Source organism: Gemmatimonadaceae bacterium (genome assembly GCA_035533755.1).
Classification (GTDB): Bacteria; Gemmatimonadota; Gemmatimonadetes; order Gemmatimonadales; family Gemmatimonadaceae; genus JAGWRI01.
On the sequence record DATLTC010000030.1, the window covers coordinates 12,849 to 33,285 of the forward strand.

General features: G+C 68.2%; 16 protein-coding genes. 10 read left to right on the plus strand and 6 right to left on the minus strand.

Going from position 1 to position 20,437, the window contains the following annotated elements; translation table 11 throughout:
- Positions 1-28: 28 nt before the first annotated feature.
- Complete coding sequence (locus VNE60_04990) at positions 29-826, minus strand: hypothetical protein (protein HVB30866.1); 798 nt, start codon at positions 824-826, stop codon at positions 29-31.
- Positions 827-921: 95 nt separating this feature from the next.
- Between VNE60_04990 and gcvP the strand changes: the two genes are divergently transcribed.
- Positions 922-3,819 carry an aminomethyl-transferring glycine dehydrogenase gene (gene gcvP, locus VNE60_04995; GenBank protein ID HVB30867.1) on the plus strand — a complete coding sequence of 966 codons (2,898 nt, stop codon included), beginning with the start codon at positions 922-924 and terminating at the stop codon, positions 3,817-3,819.
- Positions 3,820-3,996: 177 nt separating this feature from the next.
- On the opposite strand, the gene gcvH is transcribed toward gcvP, so the two are convergent.
- From gcvH to VNE60_05010, 3 genes are all read right to left on the minus strand, one after another.
- Positions 3,997-4,386, minus strand: a complete 390-nt coding sequence (gene gcvH, locus VNE60_05000; GenBank protein HVB30868.1) for a glycine cleavage system protein GcvH — start codon at positions 4,384-4,386, stop codon at positions 3,997-3,999.
- Positions 4,387-4,445: 59 nt separating this feature from the next.
- The gene (gene coaE, locus VNE60_05005) at positions 4,446-5,072 is read right to left on the minus strand and encodes a dephospho-CoA kinase (protein ID HVB30869.1); all 627 of its coding nucleotides are present in this window, start codon (positions 5,070-5,072) and stop codon (positions 4,446-4,448) included.
- A gap of 265 nt (positions 5,073-5,337) precedes the next feature.
- Positions 5,338-6,171, minus strand: a complete 834-nt coding sequence (locus VNE60_05010) for a hypothetical protein (GenBank protein HVB30870.1) — start codon at positions 6,169-6,171, stop codon at positions 5,338-5,340.
- Positions 6,172-6,501: 330 nt separating this feature from the next.
- Here VNE60_05010 and VNE60_05015 point away from each other — a divergent pair, with 330 nt between their 5' ends.
- The gene (locus tag VNE60_05015; GenBank protein ID HVB30871.1) at positions 6,502-8,268 is read left to right on the plus strand and encodes a carboxypeptidase-like regulatory domain-containing protein; all 1,767 of its coding nucleotides are present in this window, start codon (positions 6,502-6,504) and stop codon (positions 8,266-8,268) included.
- A gap of 564 nt (positions 8,269-8,832) precedes the next feature.
- The gene (locus tag VNE60_05020) at positions 8,833-9,558 is read left to right on the plus strand and encodes a thioredoxin domain-containing protein (GenBank protein HVB30872.1); all 726 of its coding nucleotides are present in this window, start codon (positions 8,833-8,835) and stop codon (positions 9,556-9,558) included.
- A gap of 28 nt (positions 9,559-9,586) precedes the next feature.
- On the opposite strand, the gene VNE60_05025 is transcribed toward VNE60_05020, so the two are convergent.
- Positions 9,587-10,207 carry a thymidine kinase gene (locus tag VNE60_05025; GenBank protein HVB30873.1) on the minus strand — a complete coding sequence of 207 codons (621 nt, stop codon included), beginning with the start codon at positions 10,205-10,207 and terminating at the stop codon, positions 9,587-9,589.
- Entirely contained in the window at positions 10,204-11,757 is a 1,554-nt protein-coding gene (locus VNE60_05030) for a DbpA RNA binding domain-containing protein (GenBank protein HVB30874.1), read from the minus strand. The genes VNE60_05025 and VNE60_05030 overlap by 4 nt, the downstream gene beginning before the upstream one ends.
- A 139-nt stretch (positions 11,758-11,896) precedes the next feature.
- Here VNE60_05030 and VNE60_05035 point away from each other — a divergent pair, with 139 nt between their 5' ends.
- The 7 genes from VNE60_05035 (at position 11,897) to VNE60_05065 (ending at position 20,431) form a co-directional block, all read left to right on the plus strand.
- Positions 11,897-12,412, plus strand: coding sequence for a hypothetical protein (locus VNE60_05035; protein ID HVB30875.1), 516 nt, complete (start codon positions 11,897-11,899; stop codon positions 12,410-12,412).
- Positions 12,409-12,687, plus strand: a complete 279-nt coding sequence (locus VNE60_05040; protein ID HVB30876.1) for an Lrp/AsnC ligand binding domain-containing protein — start codon at positions 12,409-12,411, stop codon at positions 12,685-12,687. The genes VNE60_05035 and VNE60_05040 overlap by 4 nt, the downstream gene beginning before the upstream one ends.
- A gap of 31 nt (positions 12,688-12,718) precedes the next feature.
- Complete coding sequence (locus tag VNE60_05045) at positions 12,719-13,714, plus strand: hypothetical protein (protein ID HVB30877.1); 996 nt, start codon at positions 12,719-12,721, stop codon at positions 13,712-13,714.
- The gene (locus VNE60_05050) at positions 13,711-15,693 is read left to right on the plus strand and encodes a hypothetical protein (GenBank protein HVB30878.1); all 1,983 of its coding nucleotides are present in this window, start codon (positions 13,711-13,713) and stop codon (positions 15,691-15,693) included. Before VNE60_05045 ends, VNE60_05050 begins: the two co-directional genes overlap by 4 nt.
- A gap of 126 nt (positions 15,694-15,819) precedes the next feature.
- Positions 15,820-17,004, plus strand: coding sequence for a metallophosphoesterase (locus tag VNE60_05055; GenBank protein ID HVB30879.1), 1,185 nt, complete (start codon positions 15,820-15,822; stop codon positions 17,002-17,004).
- Complete coding sequence (locus tag VNE60_05060) at positions 17,004-19,457, plus strand: SMC family ATPase (protein HVB30880.1); 2,454 nt, start codon at positions 17,004-17,006, stop codon at positions 19,455-19,457. The genes VNE60_05055 and VNE60_05060 overlap by 1 nt, the downstream gene beginning before the upstream one ends.
- Positions 19,454-20,431, plus strand: coding sequence for a GNAT family N-acetyltransferase (locus tag VNE60_05065; GenBank protein ID HVB30881.1), 978 nt, complete (start codon positions 19,454-19,456; stop codon positions 20,429-20,431). The genes VNE60_05060 and VNE60_05065 overlap by 4 nt, the downstream gene beginning before the upstream one ends.
- Positions 20,432-20,437: the final 6 nt, after the last annotated feature.

A 20,437-nucleotide genomic window follows, 5' to 3' on the forward strand; every position in this document is an offset into this window, starting at 1 on the left:
CGCGGGGCCGAGGGCCCGTCAATCCAATCTACCGTCTCCACGTCCATTCCTCACTGCTGAATTCACGCGTCAGCGCTTCGACGTCGCGGTGCAGGTCGCGGTCCTCGGGCAGGGCCCGGGTGCCCGATTCCGTGGCGCGCAACGCACCGACGAGGGCATCGGCCACGGCGGCGAAGTCGGGCGCTCGGCCCAGCGCTTCGGTGAGCGTGGCGGCTTGCGGCGTCGGCACGTCGCGAGGTTGGCGAAGGAGGCGGCCGATGAGCGCCTGATCGTCGCGCAGCAGGATGGATCCGTGCTGCAGCAACGCGCCCTCGTGGCGCCACTGCGCGCTACCCACGAGTTTGCGGCCGTTCACCACGATCTCACCCGAGGCCGGCTCGTCGAAGCAGGGGGCGAGTCCGGGGCTCGGCGTCCGGGAGTGCACCGTGGCCAACTGGGCGCCAACGCCCAGCGCGCCGAGGGCGCGGAGGAGCAGCGTGTTGATGCGGGCATAGGCGCCGCCCAGTGACGGATCGAACGCATCGGGGGCGGTGACGCTGTAGGTCACCTCGTGGTGGTGCAGCAGGGCGCGGCCGCCGGTGGGACGGCGCACGAACCGCACGCCAAGGTCCTTGGCGCGGTCGAGGTCGTAGGCGCCGCGGGCGGTCTGGTTGCGGCCCAGCGACAGCGTCGGGGCGTCCCACGCGTACACGCGGAGCACCGCCTCTCCGGTGCGGCGGGCCCGGGCCATGAGCGCCTGGTCCCAGGCCATGTTGGCGGCCCCCGGAAGAGCCGGGGAGATGAGGTAGCGCCACGGGACGGGGCGCCGGTCGGGCGTGGTGGGCACGATCTGTAACTTCGCCCGGTGGGGGCGGCGGGGGGAGGGGCGCGGAGCCGCTCCCCCGCGTAGGTTTCTTCGCACGAACTTTCACCACCAGGACCATGACTCCGACTACCAGACTGGCGCCCCCTGCGGCTGCCGACAGCTTCATACCGCGTCACATTGGACCGAACGCCGCCGCCATCGACGAGATGCTCGCCGTCGTGGGCTACGATTCGCTGGACGCATTCATCGATGCGGTGATCCCACAGAACATCCGGCTGCGAAAGCCGTTGGCCATCCACGGCGAGTGGAGCGAGCATGAGGCGCTGGCCTCCATGCGGCGGATGGCGGACAAGAACCAGATCTTCCGGTCCTACCTCGGCATGGGCTACGCCGACACGCTCATTCCGCCGGTGATCCAGCGCAACATCCTGGAGAATCCGGGCTGGTACACGGCGTACACGCCGTACCAGGCCGAAGTGGCGCAGGGGCGTCTGGAGGCGCTGCTCAACTACCAGACGATGGTGATGGACCTGACGGGGATGGAGATCGCCAACGCGTCGCTACTCGACGAGGGCACGGCGGCGGCCGAAGCGATGACGATGGCGAACGGGATCCGGGGCGCCGACGGCAAGCACCGGTTCTTCGTGTCGCAGGAGTGTCATCCGCAGACGATCGACGTCGTGAAGACGCGGGCGGGGGCGCGCGGCATCGAGGTCGTGGTGGGCGACTTCCGCACGTTCGCGTTCGACGGAACGGTGTTCGGCGGGTTGATCCAGTATCCGACCACCGACGGGGCGGTTTACGACTACCGCGAGTTCTGCGACCGCGCGCACGCGGCGCAGGCAATGGTGACGGTAGCCACCGACCTCCTGAGCCTGGTGCTGCTCACGCCTCCGGGAGAATGGGGGGCGGACATCGTGGTGGGGAATTCGCAGCGGTTCGGCGTGCCGATGGGGTACGGCGGGCCGCACGCGGCGTTCTTCGCCACGCGCGACGAGTTCAAGCGACAGATCCCGGGCCGCATCATCGGCGTCTCGCGCGACGCCGACGGCAAGCCCGCGCTGCGCATGGCGCTGCAGACGCGCGAGCAGCACATCCGTCGCGAGAAGGCGACGAGCAACGTGTGCACGGCGCAGGTGCTGCTGGCGGTGATCGCCGGCATGTACGCGGTGTGGCACGGCCCCACGGGGCTCACGAACATCGCGCGGCGCGTGCATCGCTACGCGGCGATGCTGGCTGCGGGGTTGGAGCAGCTCGGGTACGGCATCGCGCACGCCGAGTTCTTCGACACGATCCGCGTGGAGACGGGGTCGCGGAGCGCGCAGGCGTTGCTCGACCGGGCGTCGGCCAAGCGAATCAACTTGCGGAAGCTCGGCGAGACGTCCGTCGGCATCGCGCTCGACGAGACGGTGACCGAAGCCGACGTCACTGACCTGCTGGCGATCTTCGCCGGAGACAAGGCGGCTCCCGGCGTGGCGGCGCTCGCCGCGGCGGTGGACGACCGGTACGACGAGCGGTTCGCGCGCACGAGCGCGTTCCTCACCCACCCGGTGTTCAGCGCGCACCACAGCGAGACCGAGATGCTGCGCTACATGCGCAAGCTCGAGTCGCGCGACCTGTCGCTCACGCACTCGATGATCCCGCTCGGCTCGTGCACCATGAAGCTCAACGCCACGGCCGAGATGATCCCGATCACGTGGCCGGAATTCGGCAAGCTACACCCGTTCGTGCCGCGCGAGCAGGCGGCGGGCTACACGGAGATGTTCGCGCGGCTCCAGGCGGCGCTGTGCGAGATCACCGGCTTTGCGGGGATGTCGCTGCAGCCCAATGCGGGCTCGCAGGGCGAGTATACGGGGCTGATGGTCATCCGCCGCTACCAGGCGGCCCGCGGCGAGGCGCACCGCACCGTCTGCCTGATTCCGCACTCGGCGCACGGCACCAATCCGGCCAGCGCCGTGATGGCGGGCATGCAGGTCGTGGTCGTGGACACCGACGACAACGGCAACATCGACGTCGCCGATCTCGAGGCGAAGGCTCGCGAGCACGCGCCGAATCTCGCCGCGCTCATGGTGACGTATCCGTCCACGCACGGCGTGTTCGAGACGGCGATCACCGACATCTGCCGCATCGTGCATGAACACGGCGGCCAGGTGTATCTCGACGGCGCCAACATGAACGCGATGGTCGGGCTGGCCCGGCCGGGCGACATCGGCGCTGACGTCTGCCACCTGAACCTGCACAAGACGTTCGCCATCCCGCACGGCGGCGGCGGGCCGGGGATGGGGCCGATCGGCGTGGCCAAGCACCTCGTACCGCACCTGCCCGGCCACGTGGTGGTCGACACCGGGAGCACCGGCGGCGCCGTCTCGTCGGCCCCGTGGGGCAGCGCGAGCGTCCTCCCGATCTCGATGATGTACATCGACATGCTGGGCGGCGAGGGGCTGGCGATGGCCACCAAGATCGCGATTCTAAATGCGAACTACGTGGCCAAGCGACTCGAGCCGTACTATCCGGTACTCTACAAGGGCGCCAACGGGTGCGTGGCGCACGAATGCATCGTGGATCCGCGCGCGCTCAAGACGTCGAGCGGGGTCGAGGCCGAAGACATCGCGAAACGGCTCATGGACTACGGGTTCCATGCGCCGACGCTGTCGTTCCCGGTGGCCGGCACGCTGATGATCGAGCCCACGGAGAGCGAGCCCAAGGGCGAACTCGACCGGTTCTGCGACGCGCTCATCTCGATCCGTGAGGAGATCCGCGAGATCGAGAACGGCGTGGCCGACCGCGCCGACAACGTGCTCAAGCACGCGCCGCATCCGGCGCACCGCGTGGTGGCCGACGTGTGGCCGCACGCGTATTCACGCGAGCAGGCGGCCTATCCCGCGGCCTGGGTGCGCGAGCACAAGTTCTGGCCGGCGGTGGCGCGGGTGGAGAGCGCATATGGGGACCGGAATCTGGTGTGCGCCTGTCCGCCGATGGAGGAGTACGCCCTGGAGGCGACCACGAAGGGATAAGGGGGGCACTGGCCCGCACCCCGACGGCAGGCTCAGCGCTCTGCGCGGTCAGGGGCGAGTTGCCTGCAACGACACCGGGACGCATCCCTGATTCTCCGAGATGCGTCCCGGTGCTGTTTCTGGCCGCTCGGAACCGTCACTGACGGCTCCCAGCCTACGGTTTGCCGTTGGTGCTGCCTATTCGCCCAGCTGCGCCGTGTATGCAGCGGCGTTGAGCAACCCGCTCGTTTCGGCGGAGCCGGCGATCTTGAGCTTCACCATCCAGCCGTCGGTATACGGTGCCGTGTTGACCAGCGCTGGCTCGCCGTCCAGCCGGCCGTTGACCTCCAGCACCACGCCGGCTACGGGGCTGAACAACTCGGAAACCGCCTTCACGGCCTCGATCGTCCCGAACACGTCGTGCTTGCCGAACTTGGCGCCAACCTTGGGTAACTCGACGTACACGACGTCGCCCAGCTCACCCTGGGCGTAATCCGTGATGCCGACCACGACGACCGTCGGGTCGCTGCCGCGCTTCACGTATTCATGGTCTTCTGTATAGAGCAGGTCCTGCGGAATTTCGGACACGGGAACTCCAGGAACGGGGATGTCGGTGCGGGCAGTCTACCCGGCGGCGCAGCGCGTTGTCAAGGAACGCCGGCAGCCTCGTGCGCGTCGGCCGCGCCCTGCAGCGACTCCCACACCGCGTTCACCTGTTGCAGTAGTTGTTCACGGCTGCCGGCGTTGTGGATCACGAGGTCGGCGCGGGCCCGCTTGAGCTCCGACGGCATCTGCGCGGCGATCATCGCCATGCCTTCGGTGGCGCTCAGGCCCCGCTCGGTCACCACGCGTTCCAACCGCAGAGAGCGTGGGGCATCGACCAGCAACACCATATTGAACTCGTCGACCATCTTCTTTTCGAACAGCAGCGGAATGTCGCACACCACAATCCGATCGCCCCGGTCGCGTGCCTCGGCGACGGCGGCCGCGCGTAGACGCTCCACTTCGGGGTGCACGATCCGATTGAGAGCGACGAGCGCATCGGGATCATTGAACACGATGTGGCGCAACGCGCCCCGGTCGAGCGCGCCATCGGGGAGCAGGATCTGCGGGCCCCACCGCGTGACGATCGCCTTGAGGGCGGGGCTGCCCGGCTCCACGGCGCGCCGGGCTAGGTCGTCGGCGTCGATGATCGTCGCGCCGCGCTCTGCCAGCAGTCTGGCCACGGTTGACTTGCCGCTGGCGATGTTGCCCGTGAGTCCTACGAGTAGCATGAGTCGGTGATTTTCGGATGGAGAAATAGCGCTGTCGCCAAGGTAGGGACGGCGGGGAAAAGCGTCAATAAATAGTATGGTTCGGAGGGTGATGGGAGATTGACGCCCGGTCCAATGCGCTACGGATCAAGGACTTACGTAACCGCCGGACGGGCGGCGGGAACGGAGCGCTCCCCGTGGTCGGATTGAGGCCCTCATCCTACGGCACTTAGAATGCGGTGCCAAGATCGGCCCCGATGTCTTGCCAACCCAACGGGTTGATACGCTAGTGTGCCTCCATGGGTGTCCGTGGATCAGGCCTTTTGGGGGCCATGGTGCTGACGAACCGTTCGAGCAGGTGTTCGAAACCGGCTTCTCGCAGAATCCTAACCGGGCGGCTTCCGACGTGCCGTTCGACACCGTTGGCAAGCGCCTCTGGTGAAGAAAACTCTGCCTGCGCCGCCACGTCTTTCAGGGTCCGGCTCTCGACCTCAAGGCTCCAGACGGTGTGGAGGGCGAGCGCCCAACCGAGGAGTTGCTTTGGTGGAGGCAGCTGCCGCCGGGTCAGGAACAACTGGAGATTGCGCGTGGAGGAGCCGCACGCGGCTGCCAAAGTGGGCACCGAAGCGTGCTTGCAGCCGAGGAGCACCGCGGCAGTCACAATGAGTTGCTCACGCGACTTTCGGGGTAGCGGAAGTGTTCGAATGATGCGAAGTGTTGCGGGGCGTTGAGAACGCAGACCGACCAGTGCTCGGAGGGATGCTCCGATCTCATCGAATCCACTCAAGCCGATTGTCACGTGAGTGGTAGTGCGCGCGATATCCCCGATCGCCGCCGCCGCAATCCGGTCCAGTTTGGTGGGTAGCAGGATCGGCAGCCGCAACGGACATTTGGCCAATTCGGCCACCCCCAGAGTGACGTCGCTGGCCGATTCGCCATCTAATTCCAATATGGTTGCCGCCGGCGGCCGAAGTATCGCCGCCGATACAAGGTCCCGTGTTTCGGAAAAGAAAGTTACGCCATGGGATGGAGGGACCGCGTCGAGGATTGCGGTTCTGTCCGCCGCTCCGTTTACGCACGCGAGCACATGCCGCGCCAGCGCCGATGGGTTCGAGGACATGCCGTGCACCGGTGGGTAGGCCTGAGAGGCATACGACAGCGGCGTCGCCGGTCAACTTGCGATTGTTGTCGCCCATCATAATACCTATAGCGCATCGTCTGCGTCGTCGTTAATACGACCATATGTATTGTGATGTAACCGGCCCGTGAGGCGAGGATAGAGATGCCTCGGATCAGAACATTCCCCGTTCCGGCATTGACTGCCAGCCGCCTTCAAATCCGGCGTGCAATGCGACTTTGGGCCCTCGTCCCGTCCTGGGTAATAAGGATCTTCCGCCCGCCGTCCGGAGGTCGGACCGCGACGGAAGCCAGGGGTCGCACTCTGCGTAGGATGGGGGGCGCGCTGGCCCTCGAAGCCGCGGTCGTCGCTATCGTGCTGCTTGGCGGAGGCCACCGCCTTCAGGCTCAGGAGGTGGGGGGCGTCGTGGTGGACAGCGTCTCGAGGACCCCGATAGTAGGAGCCGTGGTGACAGGGTTGGACAACTCCGATGGCGTCGTGATGCGCACCTTGACCGACCTCCGGGGTGTATTTCATATGGCAGACGAGCGCTCGAGAATTGTGAAATTGCGTGTTGCGCGATTGGGGTATCTTCCGCGGGATGTGACACTCGAGGAACTGACCTCCCATGCGGTCGTGCTGAGCGCATTTCCCGTCGGGCTGAGCGCCGTCCATTCGATTGCTCGTGTCGAATGTCCGCGCGGCGATGATCAGGGGCGGGCTGCGCAGCTATGGGATCAAGCGCGTGGAGCGCTCGCGGCAATAGTCGCCGGCCGGTCGTCCGACGCGGCCCTGATGCGAATTGTCCGATACCGCCGACAGGTCGAAGGCGAGGGCGCCGGTGCACGGATCGTTGCCCAGTCCCTCGAGACCGTGGACGGCGAAGGCACGCGGGCGTTCGGGAGCGGTCGATCGCCGGAGTTCTTGGCCCGCAATGGGTATCTGGCAGGCAGCGGAAGCTCCGTCGAGCTATACATACCCGACGAGGAGGCGTTGCTCGATAGTTCGTTCATCGAAACGCACTGCTTTCACATCGCCGATGGTGGACGAACGCATCCCGCCGACGTCGGCGTCTCCTTTGCCCCGGTGCCGTCAAGAGCGGGACTGACGGAGCTTGAGGGAGTGCTGTGGATCGATACCACGTTGCAGGCGCTTGATACGCTCCGGTTTTCGTTTGCCGGTCCTGGGGTTGCTGGAGTGGATGTTGCGGCCGCTCGGGGCGAATTCGTCTTTTCGACGACAGCGAACGGAGTGCCGTTTCGGTCATCGTGGTGGTTGAAGGAGCCTCCACAGCAAGACGTCGTCTTGTTCCGGCACACGACGCCTGAAGGGTACGGGAAGGGACTGGGACAGGTTATCCGACTCGCGGTGGAAGAGGGTGCACAAGTCGCATGGGCACAGTGGCCCGATGGCAGCAGATATGCGAGCGTGATGCCCGCTATTGCCGGACGTGTCATCGATCCGAACACCGGGCGCGGACGGTACGGGGTACCTATCGTGCTCTTGAATGCGTCGCGTCGCACGATCACCGACAGCTCTGGAAGGTTTGAATTCGGCGAGCTAATGCCGGGGCCCTATCTACTGGCGATTCCCGACACCATGTTCGCGATGTTCCACGACATGCTCGGTGCTCCAGACGCGCGCGCAAGCGGGTTTGTTCCTGCACCAGAGTTGGGGGACCGTGCGTTGGGCGTACGCTACCGGCCGGGACAGGCTCCGACAGTTTGGCTTGCGCTGGGGTCGGAAGGAAGCCCGAACATTAGGATCGAGATGGCTCCCCTCGAACGGGCGTTTCAAACATACTGCGACGACGCGACGCGGGGCGACGACTCGGGAAGGCTCGCGGTGTGGCTCGTCACGGATGATGGAGCCGCCGCAGGCGCGCTGGTTGAGTGGCGGTTCCCGGATCGCCCCGGTGGCCAAACCGCGCGCGCGGACAAGGATGGCCGAGTCATCTTCTGCCGCGTGCCCCGCGGGCAGCCCGTCACAGTGCTTGGGGCCCGAAGTGACCGGTCGGCATCGCAGCGCGTGGTCGCCGTTGCCGGCGCCCCCGCGACACTCGTCGTCCTCCGACTCTCGCAGACGGGTGGGCAGAAGTAAGGCATACGGCAGTGGACTTGCGCATAACGTCAGGTAGGTACGCGAAATGTACGGAAAATGCGCGGATGCCCTCTGGTCCGCAGGTGATGCCGTGTGCATCTTCGCGCACGTGCGGCTACGCAATAGCCGTACGAAGGTCCTCGGAAGACAGGCTCACCGCCGACGTAGCTACTTGGTGAGCAAGGAGCAGACTCGAAATGGAGGGCGCGTTTCGATGAAAGCGCATCGGCTCATCATGAAGAGCGGGTTGGTCGCAGCACTCGCGCTGGCTGCGCTCGCCATACATCCTCGGGCTGGCGTTGTCGTGACCCAAGGCGCGAACACGAGCTGCATTGAAGGGTGCTGCGTCTGCGGTTACCCAGGAGAGACGTGTTGGGGGGTGGACGCCTGGGACACGTGCATGGAAGCTTGCGGGGTGCCTCCCAGCTCCTGCGTTGAGAACGACGTGTGGGACTGCGGGCAAGACGTGATCATGGTCGGTTGTTCCTAGGCCCGTGCGCCGGTGTGACATCGTAAGGGCCGAACCCGTCCAACGGATCTTCGGATGCCTGGGTGCGAGGACCGATGAAGCCAGAGACTCTTGAGCGTGCGATGTCTGCGACCCTGACCGTCGCAGCGGTCGTCATCGCAGCGGCGCTCGTACATGACGAACTCGCTTCCAAACGTGCGCTCGCCGCTCGAGGCGCTACTTCTCCGCCAGAGGTCGTCGCGCACTGGTCGGATGTCGTGAGAGCCGGGGTACTGATTGGCGACTCGGCAGCCCCGGTCAAAGTCGTGGAATTCGGAGATTTTGAATGCCCGTTCTGCCGCCGGTTCGAGATGACCTATCGATCCGTCAAGGCACGGTTTGGACGCTCTGTAGCACTTGTCTTCGTTAGCTATCCCCTCACGAATGTTCATCGATTCGCTGCGCCCGCGGACCGAGCCGCAAGTTGCGCGCTCGCTCAGGGGCGCTTTGCCGAGTTTCACGATGCACTGTACGATGAGCAAGACTCGCTTGGGCTTAAGTCCTGGGGTTCGTATGCCGATCAGGCCGGTGTGCCGGATACGGCGCGGTTCATGCGATGCCTCAAGAATGCACCGGACGTCAGTGCGCTTGTTAGCGCAGGACGCGCTGTAGCCAGTCAACTCGGCGTAAACGCAACCCCAACTGTCTTGATCAACGGTTGGCGATTCTATAGGCCTCCGAGCGATTCCGAACTCACGCTTGCGACTAAGGAGATTCTAGCCGGCAAGTCACCGGATGAGGTCTTCACCAATCCTCCGTTCGCCGGTGCACGCAAACCTTGAACTCCGTTGGTCAATCGAAGCCATGACCCTACAAGGCAAGGTCTCCCTGGCCTGCGTGGGGTCCGGGTAGCTCGTGGCAGGCGCGACAACGTGCCTCATAAGTCTCAGCGCCCCCAACCATAATCGTCGGTGACGAATAAAGCGCCGGCTTTCCCCCCACCAGCCGCTGGTTCCGGCTGGCCGGGTTGCCGCATCGCACGCAAATGGCGTGCAGCTTGTCCACGATCTCGGCAATCGCCATCAACTGCGGCATGGCGCCGAAGGGCTCGCCGCGGAAATCCGTGTCGGTGCCGGCGAGGATCACCCGCAGGCCGCGGTCGGCGAGGTCGGTGGCCAGGGACACGATGCGCTCGTCGAGGAACTGCGCTTCGTCGATCGCCACCACCTGGGTGTCGGCGCGCACGCGCTCGGCGATCTGCGCGACCGTGTCCACCGGCACGGCCTCGGTGGTACGCCCATCGTGACTCGACACCTTGAAAACGCCGGCGTACCGCTCATCGAGGTGCGACTTGAACACCTGAACGCGGCGTTTGGCGATCGTGGCGCGACGCACGCGGCGGAGCAGTTCCTCACTCTTGCCGCTGAACATCACGCCGGCAATGACCTCGATCCACCCACTGCGCGCTGTGAAATACGTATCCGACGTCACCGCTCGCCACCCTCCGGTCGTCGAGGTCTACGCGGCGGGCCGCCGCGATCGTCCCTGCGGGGTGCGCGATCATCGCGGGGAGCCCCTCGGTCGTCCCGGCGGGGGCCTGAGCGTCCACCCGGCGCGGAGCGCGCGTCGCGGTCGCCCGGCGGACGACGGGGGCCGCGCGCCCCACCCTCCGGCCGCTCCTGGTCCAGCCGTGCGACAATCTGCCGCCCCTTGATCGTGACGCCGGTGATGCGCGCCGCCACGGCTTCCGCCGCCGCCGCTGGCACCTCCACCAGGGAATGCCGGTCGCGGACCTCCACGCGCCCCACATCGCGACCCGTGAGCCCGGCATGGCCGGTAATGGCGCCCACCAGATCGCTGGCCCGGAAGCCGTCGGTCTCGCCGACGTTGACGAACAGCCGCGCCATGGCCGGCGCATGGACTGGCGCTGCGGTGGCGGCGCGGAGCCGCTCCGCCTCGAGCAGCCGCAGCGCCGCAGCGGCGATCTCGACGCCGTCGTACTCGGCGAGCAACGGTTCGAGCGCCAGCAGGTCGCGGGCGAACGCGCCCGACGCCAGGACCTCGCGCAGCGAGTCGCGCATCTGCTCCTCGGCGGCCAAGGCGCGCTGCAGCGATTCGGGGAGCACGAACGGATTCACGATCCCGCCCGTGATGTCGCGCAGCGCGGCCACCTGGCGCGGCGCCACGAGGGCGATCACCTGGCGCGGCGTGCGGCCGCCGAGCACGGCGTGGAGCTGGGCCCGTGTGGCCGGCAGCTCGTACAGCACGAGGGCGTCGGCGTCGGTCTCCATCGCGTCGCCCACTCGCATCGGCCCGTCCGCGGCGTACCCCATGGTCGCCAGCGTGGTCTGGACCTCGGAGCGCCCGCGCGGATCGGGCGCGAACACGAACGCCGTCGCCGGATCCAATTCATCGAGCACCCGGCGCAGTGCGATGGGGCGCACTGCCTCATGTACGGCCAGGTATTGCACGGGAACGGCCGCCGTCTCTTCGGCAACCGCCGGCAGTTCGCGCCGTGCGCGCCGGGCGTACCGCTCGATGAGCGCCTCCACGGCGGGCGTGATCGCGCGGGTCACGATGGTTCGGGGGGCTTCCTTGGGCACCTCGGCCAGGAGCACTTCGAGCGCGCCCTCGGACGCCGTGAGCGCGTCGTCCAGCCAGGCGATCACCACGTGCTGCACGCCGGACAGCTTGAGGGCGGAACTCTGGAGCAGGGCGATGAGCGTGCGCGGGTCTCCTGCGACGACGGCCACTCCCCGGGCGCGGAGGGCGCGTGCGCCGCGACGAGCCGACGTCGCGGCCAGCGCCGTGAGCCCGCGCGCCGCGCCGAGCGCGTTGGCCGAGCGGGCGAGAGCCATGGCGGCGTCGGCGTCGGCGGCGATCACCAGTACCTGGGCACCCGGCGTCGACGGATCGGGGGACTCCAATCGGTCCAGCACCGGCGTGAGGAAGGTCGCGGAGCGCGTCCAATCCGGGGGGAGCACGAACACCACATTCTGGCTGCGGGTAATGCCCGCGGCCTGCACACCGTCCTGTTCCACTCGACCTTGCCCGTGATGGAGCGGCCTGGCGCCGCGTTGTCAAAATATCGTTGCGGAAAATTACCACGAAACGGGGGCCAGCGTCGGGCGAACCGGCTTCCGGCGGCCCGATCGTGCGGTATGTTTGCCCGACGCTGGCGTGCGAGGATTGGTGGACATCGTCGTGCAGATCGGGCCCCGCACCGGGGCGGCACCAAAGGTGGCGTACCGATGGGATCCGGACACGGATATCCTGTCGGCGCAACTGCGCCCCGCGCATGCGCCGAACCGTGGGTCGGGATCGATCGAGGTGGAGGGGGCCGACGGATCGTGGCTCATCTTCGACGTGGCCGACGGGCACATCAACGGGCTGGAGATCGTGGTATGGCCCGAGGTCCACAAGCGGGCCGTGCTGGCCCTGCCAGCCAAGGTGGCCGAAGGGTCGGTGCAACTTCCGTCGCACGGTTCGATTCCGGAGGTGACCGCCAATGAGGTCGAGACCTCGATAGCCGCCGAATCGGACGCCGAACAGCGTATCTTTCATTTCCGGATCGGTTCGCTACGCGAGTCCACCGCGGTGCGGCTCGCGAGCGATCTCTTGCTGGAAGTCGATGCCACGAATCACGTTGCCGGGTTGTGGCTGCTCAATGTTCCACCCTTTCCCAGAGAGCCGTGATCACCACCATCGTACTGATTCGCGTGGAGCCCACCCAGATTCCCAACGCCGCCAAGATGTTGGCCGGCGTGGACGGCGTGGCGGAGGTCTACTCGGTCTCAGGCGACTGGGACCTGGTGGCGATCGTCCGCGTGCCGGAATACGACCAGATCGCCCGCGTGGTGACGGAGGTGTTCCCGACGGTGCCTGGCATCCAGCGCACGCAGACGCTGACGGCGTTCCGGGCCTATTCCAAGGGCGACCTGCAGCAGGCGTGGGACATCGGCGTCGAGTGACGCCCGGCTGCATCGCCGAATACCTTTCGGCATGATCGTAGCGGCGGCTGACACCGCGAATCTCCGCCTCGATGAGTTGCAGCGAGCGCTGGCGCGAGCGCTGCCCTCGGCGTCGCTCACCACGGAGGGCGGGCCGCCGCTCGAACTGTCCCCGGCCACCGACCCGCCCGTGCTCGCGCGCGCTGACGTGATCGAGGACGACGCCCTGCGCGTGCACCGCGTGGCCGGTGCGCCAGAAGCTCCTTTCTTGGCGTTTCTCGACGGGACGCAGCGCAGCGATCTGGTGGCCCATACGAACGACGGGGCGCCGATCGTGTTAGGCGTGGTGGGGGCCGTGATCCGCGAGTGGACGGGTGGTCGCGGCGCCACCTGGTCGCACGGTCGGCAGCAGCGCCTGTATGCGCCGCGCGCCGCGATGCTGCCCGCCGAGTGGGACGCGGTGACGTCGCTTGGCCTCACGGCCATCGACACGTCGGCGAACGACGCTGGGTTGGCCGAGGCGCACCCGGCGGCGCACCGCGATGCGGCCATCCAGCAGATCCAGAGCGACCGCGGCCAGTTGGAGCAGCGGCTGGCTCAACGGTGGTGCGCCGAGCGCGCCGAGGCGCTGTACGTGGACGGCGGACTGCGCGGCTCGGTGGTGCTGGCCCGCGCGTCGCAGACGGTGGGGGTGATCAAGAGTCACCGAACGCTGTTCGGCGACCGGGCGGCGCGGCGCGTGATCTTCGCGCTCGCCGCTGGCGAGCGCACGAGCGTGTTCGCGGTGGCCTCGCCCAGTATGGTGCCGGTGGCCAGCTGGTACCTGCGACTCCACGAGCGCGCGGGACGCGACCCCCTGTGGGGGCTGGTCCGGGTGGAGGTGCGCCACGAACCCGACGCCCCGCGCGCCGCACTCCGCTCCCGGGCCGACGGCATTTCGGCCCGTATTCTCGCCGAGCGGACGCCCACCGCGCATCCCGACGCGCGATGGGACACGATGGCGTACGGCATCCGCGACTGCGAAGTCTTTCTCAGGGCCACGCAATGACCGCAGCCTTGGTGCTCGGGCGCGTCGTCGCCACCGAGCGGAAGCCCAACACCCCGCATGAATTTTCGTTCTGGACGGCGCTCGACTCGCCGGTTGGAATCGGGACAATCGTGCGCGTCGAGGGTCCCGACCCCGTGAACGGGGTGATTCCGCGCGTGTATGGCGTGGTGACCGAAGGATTCAGCTACACCGATCTGCAGACGCCGTTGCACGACGTGCTGGGGCACGACGGGCGGCCGTCGGCCGAGTCGCTCTCCGCCACGCGGCGCACGGAGATCCGGCTCTACACGGCGGCCGTTCTGCGCCACCTGCCGGAGGAGCCATTGCAGCCGGTACCGATGGGCGAGGTGTACCTGGCGGACGTGGACGACGTGGCCGTGGCGTTGCGCATGGATGCCTATCTCAGAGCGGGCGCGAACACGGGCATCCCGGTGGGCATCTACCGCGCCGGTGGCATCGAGGCGCCGATCTACCTCGACGCCGACTTTCTGGTGGGGCCCGAGGCCGCGCATCTCAACATCACCGGCGTGTCGGGGCTGGCCACCAAGACCAGCGCCATCGAGTGGCTGCTCGCGTCGACGTTCGCCCACTTCCCTCCGCAAAAGGGATCGGTGGCTGCGGTGTGTTTCAACGTGAAGGGGCCCGACCTCTGTTTCCTGGACCAGCCGGGTGAGCTGGACGAGGCCGACCGCGCCCTGTACCAGGCGATGGGCGTGCCGGCGGCGCCCTTTGCGAACGTGCAGTACTTCGCACCGTACACGGCCAAGGGCTTCACGCTCAACACGCTGCGCTCCAACGAGGCCCTGTCGCAGAACGTGTGGCCCCTCACGTGGGGGCTGCGCGAGGTGATGCAGTACGCCGAGGTGCTGCTCAACAAGGAGGACGTGGATGCCAAGGCCGACGCGTTCATCGACTTCATCCGCGAGCGGGTGCTCGACCGCGAGTTCACCGATGACGGATTCGCGAAGACGCACCGGGTGCAGTCGTTCGCCGATCTGGAGGATTGGTTCCGCGATCTGCTACGCACGGTGGAGCAGCAGAACCGGGGCGAACACTGGCGCACGCACCACGTGGCCACGATCCGCAAGGTGCGCAACCGGCTGTCCAACATCTCCATGCGGTGCGCCGGCCTGGTGACCGACGAGGGGACGGTGAGCGATCTCCCGTTCGGCGCGTTCGACGACCGCGCCGTGTACGTGGTGGACGTGGCGGGGCTGGAGGAAGACGCCCAGGATCTGGTGTTCGCGCGCGTGGTGACCAAGCTGCGCGAGCATCTGGAGCGGCGCGATCTGGGCGTGAACCACGTGATGGTGTTCGTGGACGAACTCAACAAGTACGCGCCGGCCGACGGCGCCGACACGTACGTGCGCAAGATGCTGCTCGACATCGCCGAGCGGGGACGGTATCTGGGGCTGGTGCTGTTCAGCGCGCAGCAGTTCCGATCGCAGGTGCACCGGCGCGTGGTGGGCAATTCGGGGACGTCGCTGTACGGCCGGATGGACGCCGACGAGCTGGCCACGCCGGGGTACGCGGTGCTGAGTCCGGCCACGCGCACCAAGCTGGCGACGCTGGAGAAGGGGCAGTTGATGGTGCGGCATCCCCACTTCACGCAGCCGGTGTTCGTGCGGTTCCCTCGGCCGGCCGTGATGCGCGGGCGCGACGGCGTGGAGCGGTATCCGCAGGCGCAGGAGATGACGCTGGAGGCGGCCGTGGCGCGGGCGCTGCGGACGCTCGACGCCTCGATCACCGTGGGGTGGGTGCAGGAGGTGGCGGCGCTCCATGACGAGGTCGTGGTGCTGCGGGCCCGCGACGCGACGCTCCGCACGAGGCCCGACGACGTGAAGGCGTACTTCGCGGCGCAGTTCAAGCGCGTCGTGCCGCCGGAAGCGCCACGGCCCCGCAACCCGCGCAACATCCGCGTGCCGCGGGGCGGCAATCCTTATGGCGACGACGAGCCGCCCGAGGAGCCGCCGTTCTGAGGCCGGGCCGCCCGACGATTCGGCGCGCCGCGGGGCGGCGCGGTATGGACAAGCAGCAGAGTGGCGGTTAGCGATTAGGGATTCCACGCCCCCGCGCGGGAATTCTCCCCTCGACCCCGGACCGGTTTGCGCCTCGTCCATCTCTCGGACCTGCACCTTGGCTTTCGCCAGTACCAGCGATTGACGCCGTTCGGCGCCAACCAGCGGGAAGCCGACGTTGCGGTGACGTTCAGGCGCGCCGTGGACCGGGTGATCGCGCTGGCGCCCGAGCTGATCGTGGTCGCCGGCGACGTGTTCCACAGCGTCCGGCCGGCGAACCCGGCCATCCTCCACGCCTATCACGAATTCAACCGGCTCACCCAGGCGCTGCCCGAAGTGCCGGTGATCATCGTGGCCGGCAACCACGACCTGCCGCGATCCAGTGAGACGGGGTGCATCCTGCGGTTGTTCGAGCAGGAGAACGTGTACGTCGCCGATTTCGAGGCCCGCCGGTTCTCCTTTCCCGAGCAGGGGCTGTCGGTGCTGGCCGTGCCCGACGTGGTGGGCGGGCGTCCCGAGCTGACCCCCGATCCGGCGGCGCGGCGCAACGTGCTGGTGATCCATGGGGAGGTGGCGGGGCTGCTGCCCAAGCGGGCCGCGGCGATGGACCGCGCCACGTTCGAGATCACCGAGGAGGAGCTGGGCGCCCCGCGCTGGACCTACGTGGCGCTGGGCCACTACCACGTGCACCGCGAAGTGGCGCCCAACGCGTACTACAGCGGCTCGATCGACTACTCGAGCGCCAACGCGTGGGGGGAACTGGCCGAAGAGCGGGCGGCCGGGCTGCCGGGCAAGGGGTTCATCGAGTACGATCTCGACACGGGGGTGCACACCTTCCATCCCCTGCCGCCGTCGCGCGGCCTGGTGGACCTGCCGTCGTTCAGCGCGCGCGGCATGACGGGCGGCGAGGTGGACGCGGCGATCCGCGACGCCGTGGACGGCTGCCCGGGCGGCATCGCCGACAAGATCGTGCGCCTCGTGGTGCGCGACGTGGCCCGCCACATCAACAACGACCTCGACCACCAGGCGCTGCGCGAGTACAAGCGGCGGGCGTTCCACTTCCAGCTCGAGACGCTGCGGCCCGACGTGCGCCCGCTGCGCGGCGAGGCGGCGCCGGGTCATCCGCAGTCGCTGGCCGAGTTCGTGCGCGAGCGGCTGCTCACGCGCACCGTGCCACCCGAGGTGGACCGCGCGCAGCTCATCGAGCGCGTGTTCGAGTATCTCGATCAGGCCACGGCGGCCGAGCTGGCGGCCGGCGAGGCGGAGGGCTGATGCGCCTCAACTCGCTGCGCATGACGAATTTCCGCCAGCACGTGGACACGCGCATGGAGTTCGAGTCCGGGCTCACCGGCATCATCGGGCCCAACGGCGCCGGCAAGTCCACGATCCTCGAGGCCATCGCCTGGGCGCTGTACGGCTCGCTGGCGCTGCGCACCGACAAGGAGAGCGTGCGCACCATCCGCGCTGCCGGCCGCGCGCCGGTGAAGGTGGAACTGGACTTCGAACTGGGTGGCCACCGCTACCGCGTGGAGCGCGGGCTCACCAGCGCCGAGCTCTTCCTGGACGGCGGCCTCGAGCCGGTGGCCAACTCCGTCACCGCCGTCACCGACTTCCTGCGGCGACGGATGCGGATGACGCGGCAGGAATTCTTCAACACCTACTTCACCGGCCAGAAGGACCTGAGCGTGATGAACGCCATGGGTCCCACCGAGCGCAAGCACTTCCTGTCGCGCGTGCTCGGCTACGACCGGCTGCGGGCGGCGCAGGAGCTGGCGCGCGAGCGCCGCCGCCTCGTGACCGCGCAGCTCAACGGCCTGCGCAGCGCCATGCCCGACCCAGAGAGCGTGGAACGCATGCTCCGGCAGGCGCAGGAGCGGCTGGTCGCGGCCACGGCGCGCGCCGCCGAGGCGGCGGCGCGCACGGCATCGGCGCGGGCCGCGGTCGCCGAACTCGAGCCGCGGTGGACCACCATCCAGCACGAGCGCGACGCCATCCAGCGGGTGGTGAGCGAGCTCCGCGTGCTCGAGAACGAGCAGGCGAATCTGGCCCGCGACGCCGAGCGGCTGGCAGGCGAGACGGCGGAGATCGCGGCCGCGCGCGGCGAGCTCGACCGCCTGGCCGTGGAGCTCATGCCGTTGGCCGATCTGGCGCTCAAGCTGCAGGGCATGGAGGAGCTGTACCGCGCCGAGGGGCGCCGGCAGACGCTGCTCGACAACGACCGCGTGCTCACCGAGGAGTTGGCGCGACTCCGCGAGCGGCTGGGTCGCGTCGAATCGTCGCCGACGCTCGAGGAAGAGGTCACGGTCGCGCTCGAACAGCAGCGCGAATCACTGCAGTCGGTGGAGGGCACCCTCGAGGCGCAGCGCACCGAGTGGGTGCGCGATCGCCAGGAAGCCGAGACCAAGATCCAGGCGCTGCGCCAACAGTACACTGAACTCAAGCAGCAACGCGACACCCTCGTGAACCTCGGCGAGAACGGCATCTGTCCCACCTGTGCGCGGCCACTCGGCGACCACTACCGCAACGTGCTCGATCTGGTCGACGCGCAGATCGAGACGGTGCAGGTGGACGGCAATTATTACCGGCAGCGCATCGGCCAGCTCGAAGACATGCCCGAGGAGGTCAAGGCGCTGGACGAGCAGCGGCGGCGCGAGTTCGAGGAGGTGGGCAAGCTCGAGCGCCGGCTGGCCAAGGTGCAGCTGGCCGTGCAGGAACTGGCGCAGCTGCGCCGCGACATCGCGGAGAAGGAGCAGCGCCACGCCACGCTGCAGCAGGACCTGGCGGCGGTGCCCAGCGGCTACGACGCCTCCGCGCACCAGGGGCTGCTCGACGAGCGCGCGCGCCTGCAGCCGCTCGACGCCCGGGCCACCAAGCTCAGCGCGCTCATCGAACGCGAGGAGCCGGTGCGCCGCGCGATGCTCGAGGCCACCACGCGCCTGGAGCAGGTGCGCGACCAGGTGGCGGCCCGCTCGGCCGAGCGCGTTGCGCTGCACTTCTCCGAGGACTCGTTTGCCGAGCTGCGCCGCCGCTACGAGGAGGCGACGGCCGAGTTCCGCGTCGCCGAGTTGGCGTCGGTGGCCGCCGACGGCGAGGTAGCCACCGCCGGTCTGGACGACGAGCGCGCCCGCACCGCCCAGCGCGATCTCGACGCCCAGCGCGCCAAAGCCGACGCTCTCACCGCCGAACGCCGGTTGCACGACGAACTCGACGACGCCTTCGAGGACCTGCGGTTCCGGCTCAACGAGCAACTCCGCCCCGAGATCTCGGCGCTGGCCAGCACGCTGATCACCGACCTCACCGACGGCCGCTACACTGAGTTGGAACTGGACGACGACTACGCCATCTGCGTGCTCGAGGATGGCATCCGCAAGCCGGCCATCTCGGGGGGCGAGGAGGACATCGCCAATCTGGTGCTCCGGCTGGCGATCTCGCAGATGATCGCCGATCGCGCCGGCCAGCCGTTCTCGCTGCTCGTGCTCGACGAGGTGTTCGGCTCGCTGGACGAGGTGCGGCGCCAGAACGTGGTCGAACTGCTGCGCCGTCTGCACGACCGGTTCGAGCAGGTGATCGTGATCACCCACATCGAATCCGTGCGCGAGGGGTTGGACCGCGTGCTCAACGTGCGCTACGACGAGGAGGCGGGCGAGTCGCGCGTGCGACTGGAGCGGCCCGGCGAAGGCGGCCCGGTGCTGGAGGCCGCGATGGCGGCGGGGGTGGAGGAATGACCGCCGCGTCGCGCGCGTGGAAGTCGGGGGTGCCCGTGGAGGGGCCGTTCCGCGCTGGACGGGACGACATCGCCGGGCTCAATCAGGTGTTCAGCGACGCGTTCACCGAGCGCTATCGGCGCGACGGCATGGTGGGCGTGCGCGTGCCGTATCTCAATCCGGTGGTCTGGCGGTACGCCATCGACGACGCGGCCGACGGCGCGCTCTGCTGGCGCGACCCGCGTGGGGAGATCGCCGCCTTCAACATGGTGCACCGGTCGGGCGCCGAAGGGTGGATGGGCCCGCTGGCCGTGCGGCAGGACTACCAGGGCAGCGGCGTGGGCAAGGAGATCGTGCGCCAGGGCGTGGAGTGGCTCCGAGCCACCGGCGCCACCGTGATCGGACTGGAGACGATGCCGCGCACGCTCGACAACATCGGGTTCTATTCGTCGCTGGGGTTCATTCCCGGACGGCTCACGCTCACGACCACCCTCGAGGCGGCCTCGGCGCCCAATCCGCCGCGCCTGTTCGGCCGGCTCTCGGCGGCGGAACAGGACCACGTGCTCGAGGAATGCCGCGCGCTGCTCGACGCCATGTTGCCCGGCTACGACCACACGCGCGAACTCGTGCTCACCGACGAACTGTCGCTTGGCGACACGGTCCTCCTGCGCGAGGGCGACCGGCTGGTGGGGTTCGCGCTCTGCCACACCATCCCGCTGGTGGAGGGGCGGCCGCGCGAGGAGCTGCGCGTGCTCAAGTTGGCGCTCGACGACGAGCGCCACCTGGAGGCGATGATCGCGGTGCTCCGCGACTTCGCGCGGCGGAGCGGCACCCGGCGGGTGGCCGTTCGCGTGCAGGGCGAATACGCCGCGGTGTATTCGCGGCTGATCGCGCTCGGAGGGCGGGTGCGATGGAGCGACCTGCGGATGTCGCTCGCCGGCTACGAGGAGCGCGCGCCGGCCCGCGGCCTCGTGCTGTCCAACTGGGAGATCTGACCGGCG